Annotated in this window: 23 protein-coding genes and 7 tRNA genes; 12 read left to right on the plus strand and 18 right to left on the minus strand. The window is 65.2% G+C overall.

Annotated features, from left to right (window positions below; translation table 11 throughout):
• Nucleotides 1–34: 34 nt before the first annotated feature.
• Entirely contained in the window at nucleotides 35–1,102 is a 1,068-nt protein-coding gene (locus AC1DCU_RS00260; protein WP_032975236.1) for a GlxA family transcriptional regulator, read from the minus strand.
• A 183-nt stretch (nucleotides 1,103–1,285) separates the two neighbouring features.
• On the opposite strand from AC1DCU_RS00260, the gene AC1DCU_RS00265 reads away from it, so the two are divergent.
• The 7 genes from AC1DCU_RS00265 to AC1DCU_RS00295 all read left to right on the plus strand — a co-directional run bounded on the left by AC1DCU_RS00265 (nucleotide 1,286) and on the right by AC1DCU_RS00295 (nucleotide 2,658).
• On the plus strand, nucleotides 1,286–1,684 hold the full coding sequence (locus AC1DCU_RS00265; RefSeq protein ID WP_025879240.1) for a heavy metal-responsive transcriptional regulator: 399 nt from the start codon (nucleotides 1,286–1,288) through the stop codon (nucleotides 1,682–1,684).
• A 142-nt stretch (nucleotides 1,685–1,826) separates the two neighbouring features.
• A tRNA-Ala gene (locus tag AC1DCU_RS00270) sits at nucleotides 1,827–1,902 on the plus strand.
• 53 nt (nucleotides 1,903–1,955) lie between these two features.
• Nucleotides 1,956–2,031, plus strand: a tRNA-Glu gene (locus AC1DCU_RS00275).
• 182 nt (nucleotides 2,032–2,213) lie between these two features.
• A tRNA-Ala gene (locus tag AC1DCU_RS00280) sits at nucleotides 2,214–2,289 on the plus strand.
• Nucleotides 2,290–2,338: 49 nt separating this feature from the next.
• Nucleotides 2,339–2,414: transfer RNA gene (locus AC1DCU_RS00285), tRNA-Glu, on the plus strand.
• A gap of 43 nt (nucleotides 2,415–2,457) precedes the next feature.
• Nucleotides 2,458–2,533: transfer RNA gene (locus AC1DCU_RS00290), tRNA-Ala, on the plus strand.
• A gap of 49 nt (nucleotides 2,534–2,582) precedes the next feature.
• A tRNA-Glu gene (locus AC1DCU_RS00295) sits at nucleotides 2,583–2,658 on the plus strand.
• Between the two features lie 63 nt (nucleotides 2,659–2,721).
• On the opposite strand, the gene AC1DCU_RS00300 is transcribed toward AC1DCU_RS00295, so the two are convergent.
• Nucleotides 2,722–3,138 (minus strand): GNAT family N-acetyltransferase, encoded by a 417-nt coding sequence (locus AC1DCU_RS00300; protein ID WP_032976173.1) that lies wholly within the window; start codon nucleotides 3,136–3,138, stop codon nucleotides 2,722–2,724.
• A 78-nt stretch (nucleotides 3,139–3,216) separates the two neighbouring features.
• On the opposite strand from AC1DCU_RS00300, the gene AC1DCU_RS00305 reads away from it, so the two are divergent.
• A complete protein-coding gene (locus tag AC1DCU_RS00305) occupies nucleotides 3,217–4,173 on the plus strand; it encodes an SOS response-associated peptidase family protein (RefSeq protein WP_032976174.1) in 957 nt (318 codons plus the stop codon).
• Nucleotides 4,174–4,182: 9 nt separating this feature from the next.
• On the opposite strand, the gene AC1DCU_RS00310 is transcribed toward AC1DCU_RS00305, so the two are convergent.
• Nucleotides 4,183–4,563: a response regulator gene (locus AC1DCU_RS00310; protein WP_032976175.1), complete on the minus strand. Its 381-nt coding sequence runs from the start codon at nucleotides 4,561–4,563 to the stop codon at nucleotides 4,183–4,185.
• A gap of 138 nt (nucleotides 4,564–4,701) precedes the next feature.
• Here AC1DCU_RS00310 and AC1DCU_RS00315 point away from each other — a divergent pair.
• A tRNA-Leu gene (locus AC1DCU_RS00315) sits at nucleotides 4,702–4,787 on the plus strand.
• A gap of 103 nt (nucleotides 4,788–4,890) precedes the next feature.
• Here AC1DCU_RS00315 and AC1DCU_RS00320 read toward each other — a convergent pair.
• A complete protein-coding gene (locus tag AC1DCU_RS00320) occupies nucleotides 4,891–5,976 on the minus strand; it encodes a retropepsin-like aspartic protease (protein ID WP_235189951.1) in 1,086 nt (361 codons plus the stop codon).
• On the opposite strand from AC1DCU_RS00320, the gene AC1DCU_RS00325 reads away from it, so the two are divergent.
• Nucleotides 5,975–6,217, plus strand: a complete 243-nt coding sequence (locus AC1DCU_RS00325; protein WP_032976177.1) for a hypothetical protein — start codon at nucleotides 5,975–5,977, stop codon at nucleotides 6,215–6,217. The genes AC1DCU_RS00320 and AC1DCU_RS00325 overlap by 2 nt on opposite strands.
• A 657-nt stretch (nucleotides 6,218–6,874) precedes the next feature.
• Here the strand turns inward: AC1DCU_RS00325 and AC1DCU_RS00330 are convergent.
• Together AC1DCU_RS00330 and AC1DCU_RS00335 are read right to left on the minus strand one after the other, a co-directional pair.
• Nucleotides 6,875–8,710, minus strand: a complete 1,836-nt coding sequence (locus AC1DCU_RS00330; RefSeq protein ID WP_032976178.1) for a methyl-accepting chemotaxis protein — start codon at nucleotides 8,708–8,710, stop codon at nucleotides 6,875–6,877.
• 254 nt (nucleotides 8,711–8,964) lie between these two features.
• Nucleotides 8,965–9,258 carry a hypothetical protein gene (locus AC1DCU_RS00335; protein ID WP_032976180.1) on the minus strand — a complete coding sequence of 98 codons (294 nt, stop codon included), beginning with the start codon at nucleotides 9,256–9,258 and terminating at the stop codon, nucleotides 8,965–8,967.
• Nucleotides 9,259–9,418: 160 nt separating this feature from the next.
• On the opposite strand from AC1DCU_RS00335, the gene AC1DCU_RS00340 reads away from it, so the two are divergent.
• Complete coding sequence (locus AC1DCU_RS00340; RefSeq protein ID WP_442251194.1) at nucleotides 9,419–10,507, plus strand: DUF5694 domain-containing protein; 1,089 nt, start codon at nucleotides 9,419–9,421, stop codon at nucleotides 10,505–10,507.
• Nucleotides 10,508–10,537: 30 nt separating this feature from the next.
• On the opposite strand, the gene AC1DCU_RS00345 is transcribed toward AC1DCU_RS00340, so the two are convergent.
• The 10 genes from AC1DCU_RS00345 to AC1DCU_RS00390 form a co-directional block, all read right to left on the minus strand.
• Entirely contained in the window at nucleotides 10,538–10,777 is a 240-nt protein-coding gene (locus AC1DCU_RS00345) for a hypothetical protein (protein ID WP_025879248.1), read from the minus strand.
• Between the two features lie 64 nt (nucleotides 10,778–10,841).
• A complete protein-coding gene (locus AC1DCU_RS00350; protein ID WP_442251193.1) occupies nucleotides 10,842–13,043 on the minus strand; it encodes a PAS domain S-box protein in 2,202 nt (733 codons plus the stop codon).
• A 199-nt stretch (nucleotides 13,044–13,242) separates the two neighbouring features.
• Nucleotides 13,243–15,636: a Tex family protein gene (locus tag AC1DCU_RS00355; protein WP_032976184.1), complete on the minus strand. Its 2,394-nt coding sequence runs from the start codon at nucleotides 15,634–15,636 to the stop codon at nucleotides 13,243–13,245.
• Between the two features lie 207 nt (nucleotides 15,637–15,843).
• Nucleotides 15,844–16,059, minus strand: a complete 216-nt coding sequence (locus AC1DCU_RS00360; protein WP_025879252.1) for a hypothetical protein — start codon at nucleotides 16,057–16,059, stop codon at nucleotides 15,844–15,846.
• 718 nt (nucleotides 16,060–16,777) lie between these two features.
• On the minus strand, nucleotides 16,778–17,230 hold the full coding sequence (locus AC1DCU_RS00365) for a hypothetical protein (RefSeq protein WP_025879253.1): 453 nt from the start codon (nucleotides 17,228–17,230) through the stop codon (nucleotides 16,778–16,780).
• Nucleotides 17,227–17,430 (minus strand): PspC domain-containing protein, encoded by a 204-nt coding sequence (locus AC1DCU_RS00370; RefSeq protein ID WP_025879254.1) that lies wholly within the window; start codon nucleotides 17,428–17,430, stop codon nucleotides 17,227–17,229. Before AC1DCU_RS00370 ends, AC1DCU_RS00365 begins: the two co-directional genes overlap by 4 nt.
• Nucleotides 17,431–17,480: 50 nt before the next feature.
• Nucleotides 17,481–17,849: a YfeK family protein gene (locus AC1DCU_RS00375; RefSeq protein ID WP_032976185.1), complete on the minus strand. Its 369-nt coding sequence runs from the start codon at nucleotides 17,847–17,849 to the stop codon at nucleotides 17,481–17,483.
• On the minus strand, nucleotides 17,846–18,913 hold the full coding sequence (locus AC1DCU_RS00380; protein WP_032976186.1) for a class III poly(R)-hydroxyalkanoic acid synthase subunit PhaC: 1,068 nt from the start codon (nucleotides 18,911–18,913) through the stop codon (nucleotides 17,846–17,848). The genes AC1DCU_RS00375 and AC1DCU_RS00380 overlap by 4 nt, the downstream gene beginning before the upstream one ends.
• A 3-nt stretch (nucleotides 18,914–18,916) precedes the next feature.
• On the minus strand, nucleotides 18,917–19,990 hold the full coding sequence (gene phaE, locus AC1DCU_RS00385; RefSeq protein WP_032976188.1) for a class III poly(R)-hydroxyalkanoic acid synthase subunit PhaE: 1,074 nt from the start codon (nucleotides 19,988–19,990) through the stop codon (nucleotides 18,917–18,919).
• Between the two features lie 22 nt (nucleotides 19,991–20,012).
• Nucleotides 20,013–20,627 (minus strand): CDP-alcohol phosphatidyltransferase family protein, encoded by a 615-nt coding sequence (locus AC1DCU_RS00390; RefSeq protein WP_025879258.1) that lies wholly within the window; start codon nucleotides 20,625–20,627, stop codon nucleotides 20,013–20,015.
• Nucleotides 20,628–20,972: 345 nt separating this feature from the next.
• On the opposite strand from AC1DCU_RS00390, the gene AC1DCU_RS00395 reads away from it, so the two are divergent.
• On the plus strand, nucleotides 20,973–21,623 hold the full coding sequence (locus tag AC1DCU_RS00395) for a class I SAM-dependent methyltransferase (RefSeq protein ID WP_282280515.1): 651 nt from the start codon (nucleotides 20,973–20,975) through the stop codon (nucleotides 21,621–21,623).
• A 95-nt stretch (nucleotides 21,624–21,718) separates the two neighbouring features.
• On the opposite strand, the gene AC1DCU_RS00400 is transcribed toward AC1DCU_RS00395, so the two are convergent.
• A complete protein-coding gene (locus AC1DCU_RS00400; RefSeq protein WP_080148528.1) occupies nucleotides 21,719–22,207 on the minus strand; it encodes an NUDIX hydrolase in 489 nt (162 codons plus the stop codon).
• Nucleotides 22,208–22,247: 40 nt separating this feature from the next.
• Complete coding sequence (locus AC1DCU_RS00405; RefSeq protein WP_025879261.1) at nucleotides 22,248–22,760, minus strand: DUF1249 domain-containing protein; 513 nt, start codon at nucleotides 22,758–22,760, stop codon at nucleotides 22,248–22,250.
• Between the last annotated feature and the right edge of the window lie 14 nt (nucleotides 22,761–22,774).

Consider the following 22,774-nt stretch of genomic DNA (forward strand, 5'->3'; position numbering starts at 1 on the left):
TGCGATGCAAGCACGACGCATCCAACAGCATTCATCAAGCGGCGTTGCGCCCCAGCTGCGTGCCTGGCGAGGCGCGCAGCCCTCGCAGACTGCCGGCCACGGCAGGCGTCAGCGGACGGTCGCGGCGTTTATTGCTGACGTGGCGACGATAGTTGGCGGGCGTCATGCCGACGATGCGCAGGAACAGCCGGCGGAATGCGCTCTGATCAGCGTAGCCCACCCCCCAGGCAACTTCGTCGATGCTGGCGCCCTGCTGCAGCAACGTCTGCGCCTTGGCCACGCGCAGTCGCTGGCAGTACTCGATGGGCCGCAGCCCGGTCGCCTTCAGGAAACGGCGTTGCAGGGTCCGCGGTTCCAGGCCGGAGATCTCACAGATTGCCCCCAGCGTCGCCCCACGTGCAGCCGTGGTATGCAGCCAGCGCTGCGCCTTCAGCACGTCACGGTCACCATGGGCGAAGTTGGCACTGAATCGCTCGAGATCCTGCTGGATCCCCACTGGCACCACTATCCCCAACTGCTGTGCCACCGCGCTGGCCACGCCCTGGCCGTGCAGCCGGTACAGCAGGCGCAGACCGAGGAAGCGCCAGGCCTGGGCCCCGCCCACGGTGAGCAGATCGCCATCATCGACGAGTGCACGCTCACTGGGTGCCCAGCTGCCGACCTGCACCTGCAGCGCCGGATGGCGGTTGAGGTCAGGGCCTGACACCGTGCGCCCCGTCAACAGACCCGCCCGTGCCAGCACACTGACCCCGTCACCTGCGGCGGCCAGCAGGCTGCCGCCGTCGTAGTGGGCCCGCAACCAGTCCAGCAGGACATCCTCGGCGCGCAGCGACGCACCGGAACTGACCTGGCCCGGCAAGGCGATCACTGCGGGAATTGCCGCGTCCAGCATTTCGGCACCGGCAATGCGATGCACGCCGGTATTGCTGGCAGGCACAATCCAGCGGGTGACCAGCACCCGCTTGCAGGGCCGTCGCTGCTGCTGCGCCAGACGATTGGCGACGTGCGCCATTTCGGCAAGCACCGATGCAGCCGACGGGTCGCCTCCGGGGTATTCAACCACCGCAACCTCGACGAATCCTTCGTTGCTGATTCCCTCCACTCCCCACCTCCTCTTCCGGTTCAGGCCGTCGAGCGGCCGGTTCAGGTTGAGGGTAGGAACTGCTTTGCCCCGGGGGCTATGAAGAAAGTTGCAAAGTGTGCTGAATGGGTGACGCAGGCAAAGCCTTGACTCTTGACCAGAGTCCAGGGATGACTATGCACGGCAGGTCCAGAGGAGTCCGCCGTGAACATTGGTCAGTTGGCACGCCAGGCCGGCGTCCCCATCGACACCGTCCGCTACTACGAACGTCAGCAGCTTCTGCCCACCGCGGCACGTACGGCAGGTGGCTATCGCATCTTCGGCGAGCAGGATCTGCGACGCCTGCGCTTCATCCGCCGGGCAAAGACTCTGGGCTTCAGCCTGGACGAGATCGGTGAACTGCTTTCCCTCAGCGATCATCCTCCGCAGGACATGGGCAGCGTGCGTGACACCGCGCGGATTCGACTGCAGGACATCGAACTGCGGATGGCCGAACTGCAGCGCATGCATGGCGCCCTCTCGCAACTGGTCGATGCCTGCCCCGGACATGGCGCGCTCGACCAGTGCCCGATCCTGGCCGCGCTGACCGGGGAAGACCGCTGAGCGCCTGACGTCTGCGTCGACACATGTGCTGCCTGGCAGGCGGAAATCGCCTCCGCGCCATCGCGCGCCATGTGTAGAAAAGTGCAACAAAGCGCTTGCCAACCCCCGGGGGCACAGCTATTATTTCGCTCCTCAGCGACGTGGGGCCATAGCTCAGCTGGGAGAGCGCCTGCATGGCATGCAGGAGGTCAGCGGTTCGATCCCGCTTGGCTCCACCATACTTTCGGCATTAGGCCGTCGAAAGGTCGCAAAGAACATTGATGAGATCTGCGTCCCCATCGTCTAGAGGCCTAGGACATCACCCTTTCACGGTGGCGACCGGGGTTCGAATCCCCGTGGGGACGCCACTCATCATGAACAACGAGGACCCGGCCGATAACCGGGTCTTTTTTGTTCACCGCCCACCGGCATTCAGGTTGTGGCGTCGGAACGCTCCTGCCCTTGTGGCAATGAACGATTCGATGAAAAAGCTTCAAAAAAAGCTTCCACAAATGTGAACAGGCAGGTATGATAGGCGGCTCGGTAACACGGGGCCATAGCTCAGCTGGGAGAGCGCCTGCATGGCATGCAGGAGGTCAGCGGTTCGATCCCGCTTGGCTCCACCACTTTCGACATTAGGCCGTCGAGAGTTCTACAACTTGAAGTTTTTCGTGCGTCCCCATCGTCTAGAGGCCTAGGACATCACCCTTTCACGGTGGCGACCGGGGTTCGAATCCCCGTGGGGACGCCAGTTTCAAAGAGGACCCTGCTCCCAGCAGGAATCCTGGTTTCATGGGGCCATAGCTCAGCTGGGAGAGCGCCTGCATGGCATGCAGGAGGTCAGCGGTTCGATCCCGCTTGGCTCCACCACTTTCGGCATTAGGCCGTCGAGAGTTCTACAACTTGAAGTTTTTCGTGCGTCCCCATCGTCTAGAGGCCTAGGACATCACCCTTTCACGGTGGCGACCGGGGTTCGAATCCCCGTGGGGACGCCAATCTTTGAAACCCCGGCTTCGGCCGGGGTTTTTCTTTGCCTGCGATTCCCTGGTGACCGCGTTTCAGAACCGGCGATACATGCCGATCGAGGCTGGCGCGGTCGCCTCAAAGCCAAACTGCGCATACAGCCGATGTGCCTCGCCATCGGCCAACAGACTCACATACGCCGACGGCGGCAGGTTGCCCTGCATCCAGTCGCTCAGACGCTGCATCACCGCCTTGCCCAGACCCTGCCCCTGCAGGCGCGGCAGCACGGCGATATCGCAGACCTGCAGGTGGCAACCACCATCGCCGATGATCCGGCCCATCGCTACCAGCTCGCTGCCCTGGTAGGCACAGACACCGAAAACGGTATTGGGCAATGCCCGCGTCGCCGCCTCATGGGTCTTTGCACTGAGCCCGGCCAGCGCACGCAGCTGGCAGTAGTCTTCAACCGTCGGCACCGCCTGACGGAACTGGATCGTCTCTGGATCATTCATGCAACGTCTCCTGGAAGGTCGAGCTATCCTGCCGCATCCATGTCGCAGCCGCTGCGACCCATCTTCCGGCAGAGTCCAATGTGCTATTCCGCCCTGATCCGCGCCGACTACGCCAAGCTGGTGCGCGAGTTCGGCGCCGTCCTCTCCCTGGAGGAGTTCGCCGAACTCTATGCGCATGATCCCGGCAAGAAACGACCGAAAACGCCGAAAGCGATGGACGACGGATTTGCCGGTGCGCGCACCGAACTGGGCCGCGACATCGTGGCGAAGATCCAGCAATGGCATGCACAGGAGCGGCAACAGCTGCAGGCTGAGCTGGAGCGGCAGCTTGAGCGTCGCGACATCGCCAATGCAACCCTGGCCACCCGTCCCACGCAGAAAGCGCGCAATGACCTGCGCGTTGCCGGCAACCGCATCGACCGCGCGCAGGCACGGCTGGACGACCTGCATCGGGAACAGCTGCTGCCACGCGACAACCGTATTTTTCCTGGCACCTACGCGCCGGTGATGGTCAGCGAGAATGGCCGGCGCGTGATCAAGCCGATGCGCTATCAATGCCGGCTTCCGGACAAGCCCGCGCGCAACGATGTCCTCTATCCCGGCACCTACAATGCGCGGCGGGACAGCCTGGAAGGCTATTGGCGCGGGGCCTTCGGACTGCGCCACGGCGTGGTGGTGGTACAGGCCTTCTACGAGCACGTTCCTCGCCACACCATTGCCGGCCGCACCCTGCACAACGACGAGAAGGAACAGGACGTGGTGCTGGAGTTCCGCCCTGATCCGCCGCGCGACTTGTTGCTGGCCTGCCTGTGGGCGGAATGGGAGGGCCCGGAAGGACGCCTGTTGTCGTTCGCCACCATCACCGATGGACCGTCAATCGATGTTGCCGCTGCCGGCCATGACCGGGGCGTACTGCCGATCCGCGCCGAGCATCTGGACGCATGGCTCAACCCGGACCCGGACAACCTGCCGGCGCAGTACGCCATCCTCGACGACCGCGAGGAGATCCGTTATGTCTACGAAGAAGCCGCCTGAGCGGTTGGATCAGGCGTTGGCGCTGGAACGTCCCACTGCGCGGACCAATGCCTTGGACAGTTCCGCCGACAGATAGGGCTTGATCAACAGTACCCCCGATCGCATCGCGACCGGCAGTTGTTCGGCGGCCATGCCGGTGGCGAGCACGAACGGCACCCCGCGCGCGGCCAGCGCCGCAGCGACTGGTTCACTGGTCTCGTTGTGGGCCAACCGGTAATCCAGCAGGGCCACGTCAGGGTTGGCCTCTTCCAGCAGGCGCAGTGCCTCGGCAACGGACGCGGCAAGACCAACGACCAGAGCACCGGAATGCACCAGCTGCATCTGCAGCAGCGCCGCACTCATCTCGTCGTTCTCCACTACCAGCACCCGCAGGTCCTGCAACGCTGACATAGGCTATCGCTCCGTGCCTGTTAAGCGTTGCCAGTATAGCCAGCAGTCGGCCGATACCGACAATTTGAAGCCATTTCGGCCCTGTTCGCCCGCACCTCTATGAACGCCCGCCCGGCTCGGGTACACTAGCCCGCTGCTGCCGGTGTGGCGGAATGGTATACGCAGCTGACTCAAAATCAGCCGGGGGCGACCCCATGAAGGTTCGAGTCCTTTCACCGGCACCACAAGCCTTGCAACGCGAGGCTTCCAGAAGGAATGGCGGAATGGAGTCGTGAATCAGCCGACTCCGGCCAATTCTCCTCCCCACTTCCCCTCTCGATCGTCCTGTCACCGCCGCAGTTGCTGCAGCACCGCCCTCCCGTTGGGACGCAGATAGACGTCGCCGGTCTTGGTGTCCAGCAGGATGTTGAAATTCCGAAGAACTTCACTTCCGATCGTGCCATCGCCACTGGAGCCGTCTTCGTCGATGGTGAAAGACACCTTGGGCTGGTCCAGACGAATCCCCTGAATATCCGCCGAGGGAACGCGAACGTCGACCGCGCGGATCTTCCTGCCTGCGCTCCCACTGAACTGTGACGTTCCGATCTTCTTCGTAAGAACATCCTGGAGGTTGTGTCGGGAACTGTAGGAATACCCCAGGTCGATGGTCCCGTTGCTGCCGGTATCCAAAGAGAGCCACGCCTGGAGTGATGCGTTCTCCGCATGCAACGTCACTTCGACAGCGGGAATGTTGTCGATCCATCGCGTGTTCATCCTGGTGTATCCCGCCGTGCTGGGCAAAGTGCCATGCACGAACAGGGTCTTCTTGTCGTAGTCGATCTCGACAACGCTCCCCTCGAAGAATTTCCAGCCGAGAACTGCATCGAAGGGCCGATTCTGGTAGTCGATTACTGCGGCGCCCAACATTCTGCTGGCACCGCCGAGAGCGACCGTGTTGTTCGTACTGTAGTCAACCAACGTCGTGCCGTCCGCGCCGGTGTTTTCGGATTGATCGTCGATTTTCATACCAGCCAGTTCGCTTGTAGCGACCGACACGGCCATACCGTCCGCCCCCGTGTCCACCAGGAAACGGAGGGGGCGCGAATGATTGATCGTGCCTTCGGCATATATTCGATGGTCCTTGCCCAGCTCGAACGGGATCGCGATGGTCTCCGCGGAGACGGCAGGAGCCCCACAAAGGGCAGTCACCGCGAGAAGGGCAAGAAACCGGATACGGCAGATCCTGGACATTGGCAGTTTCCGTTGGGCAAGGCATGAGTCCATGCTCTGCCTTGGATGCGCCACCGGGCCAAATGGCTTAATGCGAAGCCTGGCTTGGCCGCGATCGCGAGCCGGCGTATAACGCAAAACTCCGGCATCAAGGAAGTTGTAGACTTCGGCTCCATGGAAAACGGGCGTTAAGGATTCGAGCATGGCCGACACCGGATTGTTCCTCCTCAGCGATGTTTTCGGGCAGGAAGACGACAGCGGCCGTCTGCTGCAGGTAACCCAGGTGGTGTGTCGTTGTCTGGAATGCTCGTGCCGGTTCACCGGGCGGCCCAACGAAGGCCTGATCGATCTCCCCGGTGGCGCAATTCTCAGTTGCCCCAAGTGCCCCAATCGGCAGGCTATCAGCCTGGCCAGATTCGCAGACTTTCTGCAGAAGAACGTTTGACGCTCGGGCGTCCAGCGCTTTGGCCGGTCCTGGTTGATCAAGCGGCGATTGCACAAGGGTCGACCAGCGTCCTCAGCCTGTCCGTTTAGGCAGAATCCATAGCGCTTCAGCTCCAAAACTCTTGCTGAATCCGCACTCTCGTCACAAGATCAACCCGCTCCACCCTGCAGCATGCATTGACTCTTCGGTACACGGCCATGCCAGACACAGGTCTTTTCTACGTTCTCAACATCGACCCGATGCGCGATCAGCAGGGGAACATCCAAAGCGTCATCGCAATCAGCGTCCGGTGTAACAGTTGCCAGCACGTCACTCACTCGACAGGCCCCGACCTCCAATCCATACCGGGCGGTACGCTGCTCGCTTGTGCCCAATGCGGAGGGCGCCAAGCCGTCAGCAACGCCCGCTTGGTCGAGTGCGATCACACCTTGGCCGCCAGAGCGGACTCATCAATCAGTCCGATGCCTGGGTAGGCCCTTCCCAGCCATCAAGGTACCTGGCTAAATCGTCGAGAACGTCGACCACGCGCTGCCGATAGGGACACGGTGACTGAGCAGTGACGGGCGAGCCCGGAGTTTACTGCCGTTCCAGAGCAAGCCACCGTTGCGTTGGCCGGGGCGGCCCGCGCCGCCTCATAAGCCAGCGCGCGCCGGCGCCCTACACCACCCGCAGCGCCGGGGAATGCACGCCATGACCATGCCCTGCCCCCGCGTGCACACGGAACCCTGCCACCGTCTGCAGCAGCTGCGAAGACTGCTCTTCCATGCTGCGCGCGGCCGCTGAGGCCTCTTCCACCAGCGCTGCATTCTGCTGCGTGCCCTGATCGATCAGATCCACCGCGTGGTTCATCTGCTGGATGTCATCGCTCTGCTGTTGCGCAGCCGCACTGATCTCGGTCATCAGGTCGCTGACACGCCGCACGTCGACCACGATCTCGTCCATGGTCCGGCCGGCGCTCTCGACCTGCGCCGTTCCGGCACCGACGTTGGCAACAGACGCATCGATCAGCTGCTTGATTTCCTTTGCCGCACCCGCCGAGCGATGCGAGAGCTCGCGGATCTCGGTGGCAACCACGGCGAAACCACGACCATGCTCACCGGCACGCGCCGCTTCCACCGCCGCGTTCAATGCCAGGATGTTGGTCTGGAAGGCAATGCCATCGATCACACCGATGATGTCGACGATGCGACGCGAGGAAGCATTGATCACCTCCATCGTCGAGACCACGTCATGCACCACCTGGCCACCCCGTGCGGCCACATCGGCGGCGCCGCCGGCCAGTTGGCTGGCCTGGCGCGCGTTGATCGCGGTGCGCTGCACGGTCTCGGCCAGCCCCTTCATCGACACGGCGGTTTCTTCCAGAGAGGCAGCCTGCTGTTCGGTACGCTGGGAAAGGTCGTTGTTGCCTTCGGCGATCTCGCTCGCACCGACCGCAATGGTGTCTGCGGCGAACTTGATCTGACCGATGATGGCCGCCATCGCCTCGACCAGCGCGTTGACGCCACCGCATAGCTCGGCGATCGGGCCCGTCTTGTCGGCCATGCCGATGCTCCGGGTCAGGTCGCCCTCCTTTGCCGACGCCACCACTTCGCGCGTCTGCGCGACGGCGTGCTGCATTGCCTGGCTCTCATGCACCTGTGCGGTGATGTCGGTGGCGTACTTGACGACCTTGAACGGCCGGCCACCGGCATCGAGGATCGGGTTGTACGACGCCTGGATCCACACTTCACGACCGCCTTTGCCCAGCCGCCGGTACTGGCCTGCGTCGTACTCGCCGGAGCCGAGTTTTTCCCAGAACCGCCGATACTCGACACTGGCCCGGTAGTCGGGCTCGACGAACAGCGAATGATGCTGGCCACGCACCTCTTCCAGCGTATAGCCGGTGGCGGCCAGGAAGTTCGCATTGGCCGCCAGGATGCGGCCATCCATGCTGAACTCGATGACCGCCTGCGATTTGTCGATGGCGGCCAGCTGCCCCGCCGATTCGGCTGCCTGCTGCTTCTGCGCGGTGATGTCGGTGGCGAACTTGACCACCTTGTACGGCCGACCGTGCTGGTCAAGCACCGGGTTGTAGGAGGCCTGGATCCAGATTTCGCGCCCGCCCTTGCCGAAGCGCCGGTACTGACCTGCATCGAACTCACCGCGGCCCAGCCGCGCCCAGAAGTCGCGGTATCCGGTGCTGCGCGCGTCCTCGGGATCGACGAACAGGGAATGATGCCTGCCCTGGATCTCATCCAGGCGATATCCCACTGCCTGCAGGAAGTTGTCATTGGCCTGCAGGATGGTGCCGTCGAGGGCGAACTCGATGACCGCCTGCACCCGGTGCAATGCGGCCACCTGGGCCTCAAGCTCGACGTGCCGCCGATGCTGCTCGGCCACCTCCGTGGCGCGGCGCTGCCTGCCCAACACTCCCTGCAGCGCGCGCAGGGGAGACCAACGGGTGAGCACTTCGACCGGCGCCTGAGCACCTTCCATGGAGCCTGAAATAAGCATCGTCTGATCCTCGGTGTCCGGGTAGCGGTTGCGACCCGCCGGGCGGGATGCCCGGCGGCAACTTCGATTGCCTGGGACTGCAGACGCCGGAAGGCGTCACTCGAGCGACTGGCAGGAACAGTACGGCAGCTGCGATCGTCATCAAACAGCGGCGGAGCACACGGCACGGGCCGCCCATCGGAGGCAGCCTCGGGTCCGGCGGCGGGAGCCTGCAGCGGGCTCCAGAGAAGGTAACGGCGCGACGGCCAGCAACTTTAGGGGGCCAGCCCCTGGTCGGCAGCGCGCCGCAGAACCCAGCGCAGCAGTATCGTTGCCAGCACCGCCGGCAGGTAGCCCAGACTGCCGCAGACGACCAGCAGGGACGGCCCCGCCAGCGGCCCGCCGCCGCCCAGGATCCAGCTGCGGGTAGCGAGGATGTACAGCGCGAACGGCACCAGCAGCAACGGTGCCAGCCGCAACAGCTGCCACCGCCACCTCCCCGGCCCGATCCAGCCGGCCAGTGCACCCAGCACGGCACCTGCAGCTGCGATGGTGGCGATTTCATCCATGACGCGCTTCCGGAAGTCTTCCAGCCACCATTCTGGACCAGCGCCGACGGAAAGGGGATGCGGCAGGCACACAGAAGGTTGCAATGACCATCGGGACATCCCTTGCCTGCGCGCTGCCGGCAGCATGCGCCCACTGAATGGATTTTTCCTGGGAGGCAGCATGCTTCGACGCTTGAACGCCATCATCTTCCTCAGCCTGTGCAGTGCCGGCGCATTGGCCAGCGACGCGGGCTTCCGCCCCAGCTTCCATCCCGACCAGCTGAAGGGGCCACCCGCCGGTCGCCACAACGAAGTACTGGTGCTTGGGACAGCACATCTGTCGGAACTGCCAAAGACCTTCGAGCCGGCCATGCTGGAGCCGTTGTTGCAGCGCTTGGCACGTTGGCGCCCGGAGGCGATTGCCACCGAAAACCTGTCCGGCCTGCAGTGCGACTTCATGCGTCGCAATCCCAGCCGCTATGCCGAAAGCGTCGAAACCTACTGCTTCGACACCGACGCGGCCCGCGTCGCCACCGGCTTCGACGTGCCCAGCGCGAACGCCGAAATGGGACGCCTGCTGTCGGCATGGCCGGCAAGCCCGACAGCCGCGCAGCGTCGGCACTTGGCCGCGGTGTTCCTGGCCGCTGGCGAGCGCGGATCGGCGCAGGTGCAATGGCTGCGCCTGCCTGTGCAGGAGCGCGTCGCCGGCGACGGGCTGGATGCTGCGCTGGTCGAGATTCTCGACAAGAGCCTGACCCGTCGCAATGAAACCAACCTGGTGGCCGCAGTCCTCGCTGCCCGGCTGGGACTGGAGCGCCTGTGGGCAGTGGACGATCACACCGCCGATTCGGCAACCCCGCCCAAGGACCAGAAAGCAGCACGCGAAGCGATCATGTCGGCCTGGGACAATCCGCACGCAAACGCACGGCGGGACGCCGACGAGCCGCTGTATGCCAACATCGGCAAGGTCGATGGCGTGCTGGACCTGTATCGCGCCTACAACCGCCCCGGCGTCGGCCTGCAGGCCTACCAGGCCGATTTCGGTGCTGCGCTGGTCGAACCCTCACCCCAGGGCTTTGGCCGCAACTACGTGGGCTACTGGGAAACCCGCAACCTGCGCATGGTCGCCAACATCCGCGAAGTGCTGGGCCAGCGCCCGGGAACGCGCCTGCTGGCCATCGTTGGCGCCTCGCACAAAGGCTACTACGAGGCCTACCTCAACATGATGCACGACGTGCAGCTGGTGGATGCCGAAGAGGTGCTGCGCTGAGGCCCGCACCTGATCAACGCAGCAGATCCGCTACCCACGTTGCTGCGCATCGCGACGCCCGGCGCGCCAGATCATCACGCTGGCAGCGACGATGCAGCCCAGGGTGACCAGCAGCATCAGCGCCACGCCCCACTGCACCACGGGGACCAGCATCCGGGCCTGCTGGTCGTTGCGCAGCTGCTCCAGCCGGAGCCAGCCGGAGAGAGCCAGGGACCAGCCGACAACGGCCGGCGCATAAGCACGGACTGCACTCAGGTTCCAGGACGTCATGTTGTTTTCCTGCCAAGGTGGGGCGTTGGCGCAGTATTCGCCGCGCCCCTCTCACAGGCTGAGATCAGCCGTCGCTGAGGTCGCCGCCGTCCGCCGGCGAGCTACCGGGCAGTTCGCCGGTTTCGCCCTGCACCTGCACATTGTTGCGCCCCATCGCCTTGGCCCGGTAGCACTGGGCATCGGCGGCGGCGACGGCCTGGTCCACGCTCATGCCGGCGGCAAGCGGTGCGATGCCGATGCTGGCGCCGATCCGCAGCTGGTGCTGGTCCCACGGAATGGACAGGTTGGCCAGGGTATGCAGCAACTCGCCGCCGATGCGCGCCGCTCGCCGCGGGCTGCACCCGGACAGGATCACCGCGAATTCGTCACCGCCCAGGCGCGCCACCACATCCGAGTCGCGCACACCATGGCGCAATGCGCTGGCCACGGCCCACAGCACGGCGTCGCCGGCCAGATGACCAAAGGTATCGTTGACCGGCTTGAACCGGTCCAGATCGATGTACATCAATGACGCCGCCTGCCCGGTCCGCTCGACCCGGGTGATCGCCTGCTGCAGATGCACTTCGAAGCCGCGGCGATTACCCAGTTCGGTCAGTGGGTCCATCTCCGCCAGGTGCCGTGCCTCGCGCTCGCGTGCACGCTGCTGGGTGTCATCGCGCAGGACCCACACCGCACCACGCACCTGGCCCTCGTCGTCGCGAAGCCAGGCCCGGGTCAGGTCAACCGGCACCACGGCGGTACCCAACTGCAGCAGCAGATCGGCATGCAGATCCACGGCGTTGCTTTCCGGATCCAGCAGCACGCTGACGTCGAGCTGCGATTGCGGCGCGTATTCGGTGGTCAACGACAGCACGTCCTGCACGAGATGCCCGGCCAGCGACAGCGCTCCATCGCCGGCAAGCATTCGCACGGCGGCCGCGTTGGCATATTCGATGTGGCCATCCAGGGCCACGCTGAGTACCAGGTCGGCAACCGCATCCAGGGTGATGCGGCTGCGCTGCTCGCTTTCGAACAGGCGCTGCTCGCTGCTGCGCTGGGCGCTGACATCCTGGATCTGCGACACGAAATGCAACGGTTCACCGCGCTCATTGCGTACCAGCGATACCGACAGCCGTGCCCAGATGGTGTTGCCCTCACGGCCCAGGTAGCGCTTTTCAAGGTGATAGTGCGTGCGTCGCCCCGCCAGCAGGTCCTGCACCAGGGCCAGGTCGGTCTGCAGATCGGCCGGATGGGTCAACCGCTGGAAATCGACCTGCAGCAGTTCCTCGCGCGTGTAGCCGAGAATGCGGCACAGCGCATCGTTGACATCCAGCCAGCGCCCTTCCAGCGATACCAGCGCCATGCCCAGTGCCGCCGAAGTGAACGCTCCGGCGAACTTTTCCGCCGCAAGACGAGCCTCGGCGCGCGCCTGCAGGATCTCGGTGATGTCGATGGCCATGCCGACATAGCCGATGCGCTCGCCATTGGCGCCATCCATGCGGCTGATTGACAGGCGTACCTGGCGACGCTGACCGTCCTTGCGCAGCAGTGTCCACTGCCGCGAATACGTCTGGCCCTCGGCACGTGCACTGAGTGCCTCGAACACACCCGGAACCTGTCCATCAGCGGTCGCCAGCGGTCGCAACCACGCCTGCAGTTCAACCGGGTCGTGGAAGGCATCCAGGCGGCGCGTACCCACTACTTCAGCGGCGGTGTAGCCGAGCAGGCGCTGCGCGCCGGTATTGAAAATGGTGATGATGCCATCGGTGTCGGTCGCGATCACCGCGACTTCGTCTGAAGCATCCACCATCGCCTGCAGGCGCTGCCGCATTTCGGCCGCGTCCTGGCGCGCCTGCTGCAGTTCGGTGACGTCGGCATGGGCGCCGGCCATCCACAGTGGCCTGCCCTGCCCGTCCCATTCGAATACCCGTCCGCGATCGTGGATCCAGATCCATTCGCCATTCCTGTGGCGCATCCGCAACAGGCAGACATAGTGGTCGGTGCGGCCATCGAAGTGGTCCTGCAGGGCCGCATCGGACAGCGCCAGATCATCCGGATGGACCAGCGCGATGAAGGTCTTCTGGCAGATCGGTTCAAGTTCGTCCAACCGGTAGCCGACGATCTCGGCCCACCGTTCGTTGACCCGCATCTGCCCGCTCTGGACGTTCCATTCCCAGGTGCCGGCCGCGGTGCCCTCGATGATCATCGCCAGGCGGCGGCGCTCTTCGGCCAGTTCCTGCAGCCGGCGCTCCAGCAGTGCGTTGCCGCTGTTGCCCTGATCGGCCATCAGCCGCCTCCCCTGCCGACGCAGCTGCCCGCAGGCCGTGGCGAGCCACAGCGGTCACGGAACAGGGCGGATGGTGCTGACGGCATGGCCTCCCCAGCGACAGCAGGGGCCCAGGCGCCCCTTCCGGCGCAAGTGTGCGCATTGCCGGGGAACATCGACAAGTCCCCCACCCGGCAGCGCCGGGAGGGGGACGGCGGACTCAGCTGCGCTTGGCCCGGGCGAACGCCTCGGCCAGGGCATTGTTGGCTGGCGGCGCGGCCTGTGCCGGGCGTCCGCCATTGCCCGGGTTGCGCCCCTGGCCACGTCCCTGCCCGGGGTTGGCAGCGTCGCGGCGCGGCGCCTGCCCCTGGCTGCGTTCGTCACGGCTGCCCGGGCGGCTGGTGGCCTGGCCGGGCGTGTCGTCCAGACGACGGGTCAGGGCGATGCGCTTGCGCGGCACGTCCACCTCCAGCACCTTCACCTTGACGATGTCGCCGGCCTTGACCACGTCACGCGGATCCTTCACGTAGGTATCGGACAGCGCCGAGATGTGGATCAGGCCGTCCTGGTGCACGCCGATATCGACGAACGCACCGAACGCGGCCACGTTGCTGACCACGCCTTCCAGCACCATGCCCTCGCGCAGGTCCTTGATGTCCTCGACGCCATCAGCGAAACGGGCCGCCTTGAATTCCGGGCGCGGATCACGGCCCGGCTTTTCCAGTTCCTTGAGGATGTCGCGCACCGTCGGCACACCGAATGTCTCGTCGGTGAACTGCTCGGCCTTCAAGCCGCGCAGGAAACTGCCGTCGCCGATCAGCGCCTTAATCGGGCGCGCGGTGCTGGCGACGATGCGCTCGACCACTGGATAGGCTTCCGGATGCACCGACGATGCATCCAACGGCTCATCGCCATCGGCGATACGCAGGAAACCTGCACATTGCTCGAACGTCTTCTCGCCCAGGCGCGACACCTTCAGCAGGTCCTTGCGACGCTTGAACGGACCGTTGTCATCGCGGTGGCGCACGATGTTCTCGGCTACCGTCGACGACAGGCCCGAGACGCGCGACAGCAGTGCAGCCGACGCCGTGTTGACGTACACGCCGACGGCATTCACGCAGTCCTCCACGCGCGCATCCAGTGCGCGCGCCAGGCGGTACTGATCCACGTCGTGCTGGTACTGCCCCACGCCGATCGCCTTCGGCTCGATCTTCACCAGTTCGGCAAGCGGGTCCTGCAGGCGACGCGCGATCGATACCGCACCACGGATCGACACGTCCAGGTCCGGGAATTCCCTGGCCGCCGTTTCCGACGCCGAATACACCGACGCCCCGGCTTCACTGACCACGATCTTCTGCGGCGCGTTGTCACCCAGCGCCTTGATGGCTTCACCGGCCAGCTTGTCGGTCTCGCGGCTGGCGGTGCCGTTGCCGATCGCGATCAGCTGCACGTTGTGCTTGGCACACAGCTGCTTGATCGTCTGCAGCGACTGCTCCCACTGCCGGCGGGGCTCGTGCGGGTAGATGGTGTCGGTGGCGACCAGCTTGCCTGTGGCGTCGACCACGGCAATCTTGCAGCCGGTGCGGATGCCCGGGTCCAGGCCCAGCACGCTTTTCGGGCCGGCCGGTGCGGCCAGCAGCAGATCCTTGAGGTTGTCACCGAACACCGCGATGGCTTCGGCCTCGGCTTTCTCGCGGGCCTGGTTGAACAGGTCCAGCAGCAGGTGCATGTGCAGCTTGGCCCGCCAGGTCAGGCGGCAGGCGTCCAGCAGCCAGCGATCAGCGGGGCGCCCCGCATCGCGGATACCGGCGTTGTGCGCCACGCGCCCTTCGGCGTACTGATGTCCGGCCTCGGCATCCTTGCCTGGGTCCAGCTCCAGGAACAGGATCTCCTCGCGGCGCGCACGGAACAACGCCAACAACCGGTGCGAGGGAATCTTCGCCAATGACTCGGCGTGCTCGAAATAATCGCGGTACTTGGCGCCCTCGGTTTCCTTGCCCTCGGCAACGCGGGCACGGATCACGCCCTGCTCGCTCAACCAGCTGCGCAGCTCGCCAACCAGCGTGGCGTCCTCGCCCCAGCGCTCCATCAGGATCGCGCGGGCACCTTCCAGCGCGGCCTTGGTATCGGCTACGCCCTTGTCGGCATCCACGAACGTGGCGGCAAAGACCTGCGGGTCCTGTGTCGGATCGCCCAACAGGCCGTCGGCCAACGGCTCCAGTCCTGCTTCGCGGGCGATCTGCGCGCGGGTGCGACGCTTGGGCTTGTACGGCAGGTACAGATCTTCCAACCGGCTCTTGGTGTCGGCGGCGAGGATCTCGTTGCGCAGCTCATCGCTGAGCTTGCCCTGCTCACCGATGCTGGCCAGCACCGCCGCACGGCGGTCTTCCAGTTCGCGCAGGTAGGTCAGGCGGGTTTCCAGGTTGCGCAGCTGGGTGTCGTCCAGGCCGCCGGTGACTTCCTTGCGGTAGCGGGCGATGAACGGAACGCTGGCGCCTTCATCGAGCAGGCCGACAGCGGCGCTGACCTGGGCGGTCTGGGCACCGATTTCATCGGCGATGGTCTGGGCGATCTGCTGGGCGAGCTGGCGCTGGGCGTGCTTGGCGTCGTGCATTGTTTCCGGCCTGGGCCGCATTGCGGGAAAGGCCCATTCTTGCAATGCGCGGGCGGCAGGGACAAGGCGTTGACAGAGCGGCGGTTCAGGCGGTGGGTCCGGATGGGACGCCGGCATCCTGGCAAAAGGGGCTCGGACTGGCCCCGGGGCTGGGATGCCGGCGCGGACGCGCGATGGTGGAGCGCGTCCTGCCGCGTACTGCGAAGGTCAGCGGTAGTGGCGGGCGGCACGCTGCATGACGATGTCGTCACGCAGGCTCTCCAGCGCCATCAGGCGGACCTTGCCGACACCCTGCAGTTCCATGAACCGCTCCGTGTAGAACTCCGGCCCCAGCGCGGTATCGGCGCGGGATTTGCTGAAGCCGTAGGGCACCACGCCCTTCTCGCCATCCTTGCTACCACCGACATAAAGAACGATTGCCATGTGATGTCTTCCTCCAAATTGCTACTGCGTACTGCACACGATGAGCGGTACTTGTTGGCTCATCGGGATAGAGCTTACCGCGGCCAAGCTGACTGGAACGTCACGAAGACTAATGACGATCCGTTGCATGCAGATGACTGCGGGATAGCAGCAGAACGCTTACGGATCTTTAACTTCCGGCTAACGAATCCGCGGGTTTCAGCCAACGGCGCAGCCCCTCGTGGGTGGGTGTGGTTGGTCGCGGAATGCAAAAGCCGCAGGTGGGTCGGCCGGGTTGGGTTCGCGGGGGACGCCGTGAATCCGTCCCTGGAGGCTTGGCCGCGGCATCCATGCCGCGGACACCCCCGCGAACCCAACCCGACCGCCCTCTGACAGATTTCTGCGGTCTGCCACCCACGGAAAAGAAAAAGAAGATCAAAAGCAAAAACGGCCCGGCCGGCCGTTTCCTGTAGAGCCGAGCCCATGCTCGGCTCTATACGAGCAAGCGCAGCGCGCGACCCGCTGTTGCTGTTCTTTTTCTTCTCCGTGGCTGGACGCGCGCGGAAACTGTCACGGGCCGGGCAGGTGGGTTGCGCAGGGGCGTGAGCCGCATGGATGCGGCGACCGAGCTTACAGGGACGTACTTGCAGCGGCCCCTGCGCAACCCACCCCGCCCGGCCCAATCACATGAATCGCATTTCGCGACCCACCCACGAGGGGCTGCGCCGTTGGCTGGAATCTACGGCCACCAGCCGTGCCCGAACCGCGCGTAATGATCGGCCGCACGCTCGAACGGATTGCGCGCACTGACACCACCACACAGCAGATACACCGGCAGGTACAGCGGCCCCAGCACCAGATACTGGTACACGTGCGCACGCTCATGGTCATCCAGCCGGATCAACGGCTCCACGCCCCACCCCGCCTGATGCGCGTAGGTACGACAGCACATGCCCAGATCGTGGCCGGTGTGCAGGATCACGTTGCCCAGGGTGATCGCTCCGCCCGGGCCCCAGGGCCAGTGATCGAAAACCACCGCGCAATCACGACCGCTCCAGCGCATCTTCGCACCACCCAGCAACCCGGCCAGACCGCCAAGCAGGCCGATCAGGGTATTGGGCACGGTCCACAGCGCGCCCAGCACCTGCAGCGCGCGCAGCCAGATCGGCCAGGGCCGGGACGCGGTGTTCAATCCGCCTCGTTGGGGATCAGCAGCCACAGCAGCAGGTAGACCAGGATGCCGGGGAAGGCGGCCGACGCCAGCGAGACCACCACGTACAGCACCCGTACCAGGGTCGGGTTCCAGCCGAAACGATGGGCGATGCCGCCCATCACCCCGGCAATCATGCGGTCGTTCAGCGAGCGCGACAGGGTGCGCGGCACAGCGTTCATGGCGAGGTCTCCCGGCTGACTGGCTGTTGCCACTGTAGCGCCTGCAATGTCTACGGCGTGCGTTGGCGCAAGGCCTGCAGGCGGGCGCCGAACCACGCCGCGGAGGTCTGTTCGGGCTGGCCGGGGCAGCGGATCCGATACGCCTTGCCACTCATGCTGCTCTGACTCGCGGCACGCTCGATGAACTGCTCGGCGGTGTCGACCATGTCTTTCTTCAGCAGGTAGTCGTACTTGCGCTGCAGGTGGGAACGCGCATCGGCGGGACCGTACCAGCTGCCATTGCGCTGGAACTGGCACTGGGAGCCATCCAGGCTTCCGATCAACTGCGCGATCTCGCGGCGCGCATCGGCGCTCGGCGCAGCGCTGGCGACGCCGGGCGCAAGGGCCAGGGCAAGCGCAAACAGAGGGGAATGTTTCATGGCGTGCGTTCCTTCAGCCAGTTGTCGATGGTCGCCGGCACTTCGCGCTGTGCGCGGCCGGAGACGTAGATGCCGATATGCCCACCGCGGAAACTGGATTCGGTGTAGTCCTGTGTGCCCAACCGGCCACGCATCGCGCGCGATGCATCCGGTGGCACCAGATGATCCTGTTCGGCGTAGATGTTCAGCACCGGCAGGGTCACCTGCGACAGATCCACCGCCTCTTCGCCGATGCGCACGGTGCCATTGACTAGGCCGTTGCCCTGGTAGAACTGCTTGATGAACTCGCGGAAGGCTTCACCCGCGAGGTCCGGCGAGTCGAAGATCCACTTTTCCATGCGCAGGAAATCCTCCAGCGCGGCCTTGTCATCGAGGATGTCGAGCAGGCCCACGTACTTCTGCACGTTCAGGCGGAATGGCTTGAGCATCAAGTAGCTGGCATTCATCAGATCGGCCGGGATGTTGCCCAGCGTATCCACCAGCAGATCCACATCCACCTGCTGGGCCCAGTGCGACAGCATGTTGTCGGCGGTCTGGAAGTCGACCGGGGTGACCATGGTGATCAGGTTGCCCAGCTTCTGCCGCCGCAGTGCGGCGTAGCACAGGGCGAACACGCCGCCCTGGCAGATTCCCAGCATGTCGACGGGGCCTCCAATGCGTGCGCGCAGCGCATCCACCGCGCCATCGATGTAGCGCAGCAGATAGTCCTCAAGCGTCTGGTAGCGTTCGGAACGGTCCGGATAACCCCAGTCCAGCACATAGACGTCCTGGCCCAATGCCAGCAGCTTCTGCACCAGCGACCGATCGGCCTGCAGGTCCACCATGTACGGGCGGTTGACCAGTGCGTACACGATCAGCAGCGGTGTGCGCCGCACCGGAGCGTTCTCGCCGACGAAGCGATACAGCACCACTTTGCCATCGCGCCAGACTTCCTCGCGGGCGGTGGCGCCATAGTCGACGTCCTCCACCTGCGGCAGCAGCTTCAACCCCTCCATCAGCTTGCGCTGCATGGCCAGGGTCTCCTGCATCAGGTCATCGGCATTGAAGCCCAGCGGTCCTTTCATGGCTTACGACTTCCGCGTGGTCGCGCGGGTGGTGGCCTTCTTCGCTGGCGCTTTCTTCGCAGCAGCTTTCTTCGCAGCAGGCTTCTTCGCTGCAGCCTTCTTCGCTGCAGGCTTGCGCGCGACGGGCTTGACCCTGGCAGGCGCTGGCTGGGCAACCGGATCGACGGCATCGGTACCGGCAAGCGCCGCCACCTGTGCCTGCACCCGGCGCAGGCTGCGCTCGAGCTCGGCAATGCGACGGTGGGCGGCATCCATCTCGCTGCGGGTGGGCAGGCCGATACGTTCACTCATCTGTTCAACCTCGCGCTGCAGGCCTGCGCGCAGGCGCATCTGTGCGTTACCCAGCGAGGCATACACCTGCTGGAACGGCTCGGACATGGCGACCTTGGCGTAGGCCTCCTCGGCCACTTCAATCCACAGATCGAACATCGCCCGGGCGCTGGTCAGCTGGCTGCCGGGCTGCTCGTGTTCGGCCAAGCGCTGTTCGAACAGGTCGAACGCCTCTTCCAGTGCCTGCTTGATCTGCTCGACATAGGCCTGCGAATGCTGCTGGTACTCCTCCTGCGCGCGCAGCAGGGCCTGCCACCGCGCCTGGTGCTCGCGGCCGGGCCCGAACGCCGGGCTCTGCAGCCAAGGGCCAGCCAGCGTCTGCAACTGCTGGAACCACGCCGTGAACTCGGGCGGAGCAGCGTCCACACGGGTGCTGCCGCGGGCCCCCTGCAGCATCCACTGCAGCATGCCGTCGCCCTGCCCCTTCACCGCTTCACGCCAGGCCTGGGCAACCTCGGCACTGCTGGCATCGCGGCCCGCAAAGCGTGCAGCGACTTCCTGCATGGTGCCGTACCAGCTGCCAGCTTGATCGCGGAACCGCCGCACTGCCTCTTCGGGCGCGGCAGCACCGGTCCCGGGCAGCAGTTGGCCCCACCAGTCGAACAGGCGCTTCCAGCTGCCCGGGTCGTCGCCAGCCGGGGTTCCCGGCACGGCTGCATGGCGCAAGGCATCACCCCAGGCGCCGAAGTACTGGCGGGCCAGATTCTCGAAATCGCTGCTGCCGGCGTCGTTGGCCGAGCTGGTCATCGCGCTCCTCCGCAGGGCTGGGTCATGGCTTGGGAATGCGCAGGGTCTTGCTGATCATCAGCGACCCGGACAACGCGAACAGCAGCACCAACGGATGCAGCTGCCAAGGGCCAATCTGCCACTGGCCCAGCCACAGGTCGTGGCCGATGGCATCGGTGCCGGCGGCGATCGCCAGCACGATCACCAGCGCCAGGCTGGTGGGAATCGGCGTTCCCTCGAAGTACTTCACCTTGCCTTCGTCACCGCTCATCGCCTCGGCGGTTACGTTGTAGCGAGCCAAGCGGCTGACGCCGCAGCAGACGAAGTAGCTCAGCACCAGCCAGTCCCAGCCCCCCTGCATGCCACAGGCATAGGCCAGCGCTGCGGGCGCGACCCCGAAGGAAATGACGTCCGACAGCGAGTCGAGCTCGCGGCCCAGGGTCGAACTGGATTTGCGCCAGCGCGCGATGCGGCCGTCCAATGCGTCGAAAATGAAAGCCAGCGGGATCAGCGCCATGCCGAACAGCAGGTAGCCGCGCTCGCCATCCTGCAGGAAACGCATTGCGGCAAACACCGCGCCGGTGCCGCAGAAAGCGTTGGCGAGGGTGAACCAGTCCGCCAGATGGAACTCGCGCAGCATCGAGAAGTGACGTTTCATGAAGTCTCACGGGGCATCAAGGCCCACAGGGTACCGCGAGCGCCGCCACCGGCAACAGCGTGGGCTGCCCCTGTCCTTCACCCGTCACTCACCGATCCTCACCAGCGGTGAATTTTTCGCCACCCATCTTGACAGCCTAGGGGGGTGGCGCCTGTCAGCGCTTATCCACAAAGTTGCCCACGCGTAATCCACACCCCCTGTGGACAACTGGTTCTCACCGACTGCGACGTTGGACATTTCCTCATCACCACAAGCCGGGGTTTCCCTACTTCCCAAGCCGATCCGCCAGCGCTATGGTCTGCGGCGGACCCGCCGCCGCCACGTCCGACTCCTTACCGACGGACGATGTTGATGCTGGATGCACGCACCCTGGTCGCGCAGTTGCGGCAGCCCCATGGCGAGGCCGCGCTGGCCGTGGGCGAATCGATGAACCGCAGCAACGGCGCCCTCAACCAGGCGGCGATCGCACTGCTGGCCGTCGCTGCCGGAGAGCAGGTGCTGGAAATCGGTCCTGGCAACGCCGCCTTTGCGCCGCTGCTGCTGCAGGCCAGTGGCAGTCGCTACGTGGGTGTCGAGCTGTCCAGTGCCATGGTCGACGCCGGCAACCAGCACCTTGCCGCCAGCGGCCTGGCTGGCCGTGCCGCGCTGCGCGAGGGTGATGCCCATGCCCTGCCCCTGGCTGATGCCAGCGTCGATGCTGCGCTGGCGGTCAACACCCTGTACTTCTGGCCGGACCTGGCCCCGGTACTGGATGAACTGGCACGGGTGCTGCATCGCAGCGGCCGGCTATGCCTGGCCTTCGGCGATGCCGGATTCATGCGCAGCCTGCCCTTTGCCGCCGACTTTGAGCTGCATGAGCTGGACGCAGTGGAGCTGGCGCTGCGGGTGTCCGGCTTCACCGTCACGGCATGGCGCTCGCATCGCGAATGCACGGCCGGCAATGACAGCCAGCAGCGGGAAAAGCACTTCCACCTGCTGCTGGCGCGCCGGCGCTGAAGCTCTCCCCGCCGGGCATGGCCCGGCGCTACCGAGGCTGCGCCGGATGGTAGCGCCGGACCATGTCCGGCGAGCGCAGCGGCCTCCGGAATGCCTCAAAGCCGGCTGAAGGACCAGCTCTGCATGCGTCCATCCCGGTATGGCATCACTCCGTGGAACGGGCGCGGATCGGCATCGAACACCAGCGGCAGGAAGTTGCGGTCACCCTCCCACATCGGCAACTGGTCGAGCTTGTCCACGTCCACCCACTCCAGGGTGCCCTCGTGATTGCCGCCGTGCGGGGCACCCTCAAAGCTGTCGATGACGAACACGAAACCGAACCAGTCTTCACCGTGCTTGCCGAAACCCGGCCAGCTGATGGTGCCGCGCAGGCGCATGGCCGTGCAGTCGATACCGGCTTCCTCGGCGATTTCGCGGCGCATGCCGGCGGCGATGTCCTCGGTCGGCTCGACCTTGCCGCCCAGGCCGTTGTACTTGCCCAGGTGGTGGTCGCCCGGCCGGGTATTGCGGTGGATCATCAGCACCTGGCGGCGATCGGGCGAGAGCACATAGCCCAGGGTGGCGACGATCGGGGTATACGGCATGTGCGGGTCCGGCGGCGGGTCAGCCGTGGATTATGGCCGATCAACGCACCAGCGACAGGCGGCGGTCGCCGGCACCCACGGTGTTGCCGTCTGGATCACGGCGCAGGGTGGCCACGCCATGGCCGCGTTCGGCCAGGTATTCCAGCCATTTGCCGAGGAAGGTGTTCATCCGCATGCGATGGCTGATCAGCTCGGCCGGCGGTGGGTACAGGCCCATCGTGTCCTGCCAGCGGCGGCCGACGTAGCAGTGGGTGGTCTCGGCCTGGCGCGCGTCCCGGTACAGGCGGACGAAGGCCGATGGGTCCGGTTCACCGGTCACCGGGTCGGCCAGGTCATAGGTCAGGCGCAGCTCGACCGTGTAGCGGTGGCACTCGATCACGTCCAGGCGCACGTCCAGGCCATCGCCCACCGAAGAGACATAGCTTCCCGCCACCAGCTCGGCCGGCGCGAACAGGCGCACCAGGTGACGGTAGTTCTCTGCGTACAGCCCCATGAGCCAGCTCAGCCGGCTCAGGCGGGGAATGCGCTCGGTACGGGGCAATGCTCGGGCCATGGGTTGATCCTACA

Source organism: Stenotrophomonas sp. 10L48 (assembly GCF_056395105.1).

Bases quoted from the DNA above. Each gene is read 5' to 3' on its own strand.
- AC1DCU_RS00345 (WP_025879248.1), bottom strand. From the start codon at position 10,777: ATGACGTCCTGGAACCTGAGTGCAGTCCGTGCTTATGCGCCGGCCGTT.
- AC1DCU_RS00350 (WP_442251193.1), bottom strand. From the start codon at position 13,043: ATGGCCGATCAGGGCAACAGCGGCAACGCACTGCTGGAGCGCCGGCTG.
- AC1DCU_RS00380 (WP_032976186.1), bottom strand. From the start codon at position 18,913: ATGAAAGGACCGCTGGGCTTCAATGCCGATGACCTGATGCAGGAGACC.
- AC1DCU_RS00405 (WP_025879261.1), bottom strand. From the start codon at position 22,760: ATGGCCCGAGCATTGCCCCGTACCGAGCGCATTCCCCGCCTGAGCCGG.
- AC1DCU_RS00355 (WP_032976184.1), bottom strand. From the start codon at position 15,636: ATGCACGACGCCAAGCACGCCCAGCGCCAGCTCGCCCAGCAGATCGCC.
- AC1DCU_RS00360 (WP_025879252.1), bottom strand. From the start codon at position 16,059: ATGGCAATCGTTCTTTATGTCGGTGGTAGCAAGGATGGCGAGAAGGGC.
- AC1DCU_RS00375 (WP_032976185.1), bottom strand. From the start codon at position 17,849: ATGAAACATTCCCCTCTGTTTGCGCTTGCCCTGGCCCTTGCGCCCGGC.
- AC1DCU_RS00330 (WP_032976178.1), bottom strand. From the start codon at position 8,710: ATGCTTATTTCAGGCTCCATGGAAGGTGCTCAGGCGCCGGTCGAAGTG.
- AC1DCU_RS00310 (WP_032976175.1), bottom strand. From the start codon at position 4,563: ATGTCAGCGTTGCAGGACCTGCGGGTGCTGGTAGTGGAGAACGACGAG.
- phaE (WP_032976188.1), bottom strand. From the start codon at position 19,990: ATGACCAGCTCGGCCAACGACGCCGGCAGCAGCGATTTCGAGAATCTG.
- AC1DCU_RS00325 (WP_032976177.1), top strand. From the start codon at position 5,975: ATGGCCGACACCGGATTGTTCCTCCTCAGCGATGTTTTCGGGCAGGAA.
- AC1DCU_RS00335 (WP_032976180.1), bottom strand. From the start codon at position 9,258: ATGGATGAAATCGCCACCATCGCAGCTGCAGGTGCCGTGCTGGGTGCA.
- AC1DCU_RS00305 (WP_032976174.1), top strand. From the start codon at position 3,217: ATGTGCTATTCCGCCCTGATCCGCGCCGACTACGCCAAGCTGGTGCGC.
- AC1DCU_RS00370 (WP_025879254.1), bottom strand. From the start codon at position 17,430: ATGAACGCTGTGCCGCGCACCCTGTCGCGCTCGCTGAACGACCGCATG.
- AC1DCU_RS00390 (WP_025879258.1), bottom strand. From the start codon at position 20,627: ATGAAACGTCACTTCTCGATGCTGCGCGAGTTCCATCTGGCGGACTGG.
- AC1DCU_RS00340 (WP_442251194.1), top strand. From the start codon at position 9,419: ATGCTTCGACGCTTGAACGCCATCATCTTCCTCAGCCTGTGCAGTGCC.
- AC1DCU_RS00320 (WP_235189951.1), bottom strand. From the start codon at position 5,976: ATGCTCGAATCCTTAACGCCCGTTTTCCATGGAGCCGAAGTCTACAAC.
- AC1DCU_RS00300 (WP_032976173.1), bottom strand. From the start codon at position 3,138: ATGAATGATCCAGAGACGATCCAGTTCCGTCAGGCGGTGCCGACGGTT.
- AC1DCU_RS00395 (WP_282280515.1), top strand. From the start codon at position 20,973: ATGTTGATGCTGGATGCACGCACCCTGGTCGCGCAGTTGCGGCAGCCC.
- AC1DCU_RS00400 (WP_080148528.1), bottom strand. From the start codon at position 22,207: ATGCCGTATACCCCGATCGTCGCCACCCTGGGCTATGTGCTCTCGCCC.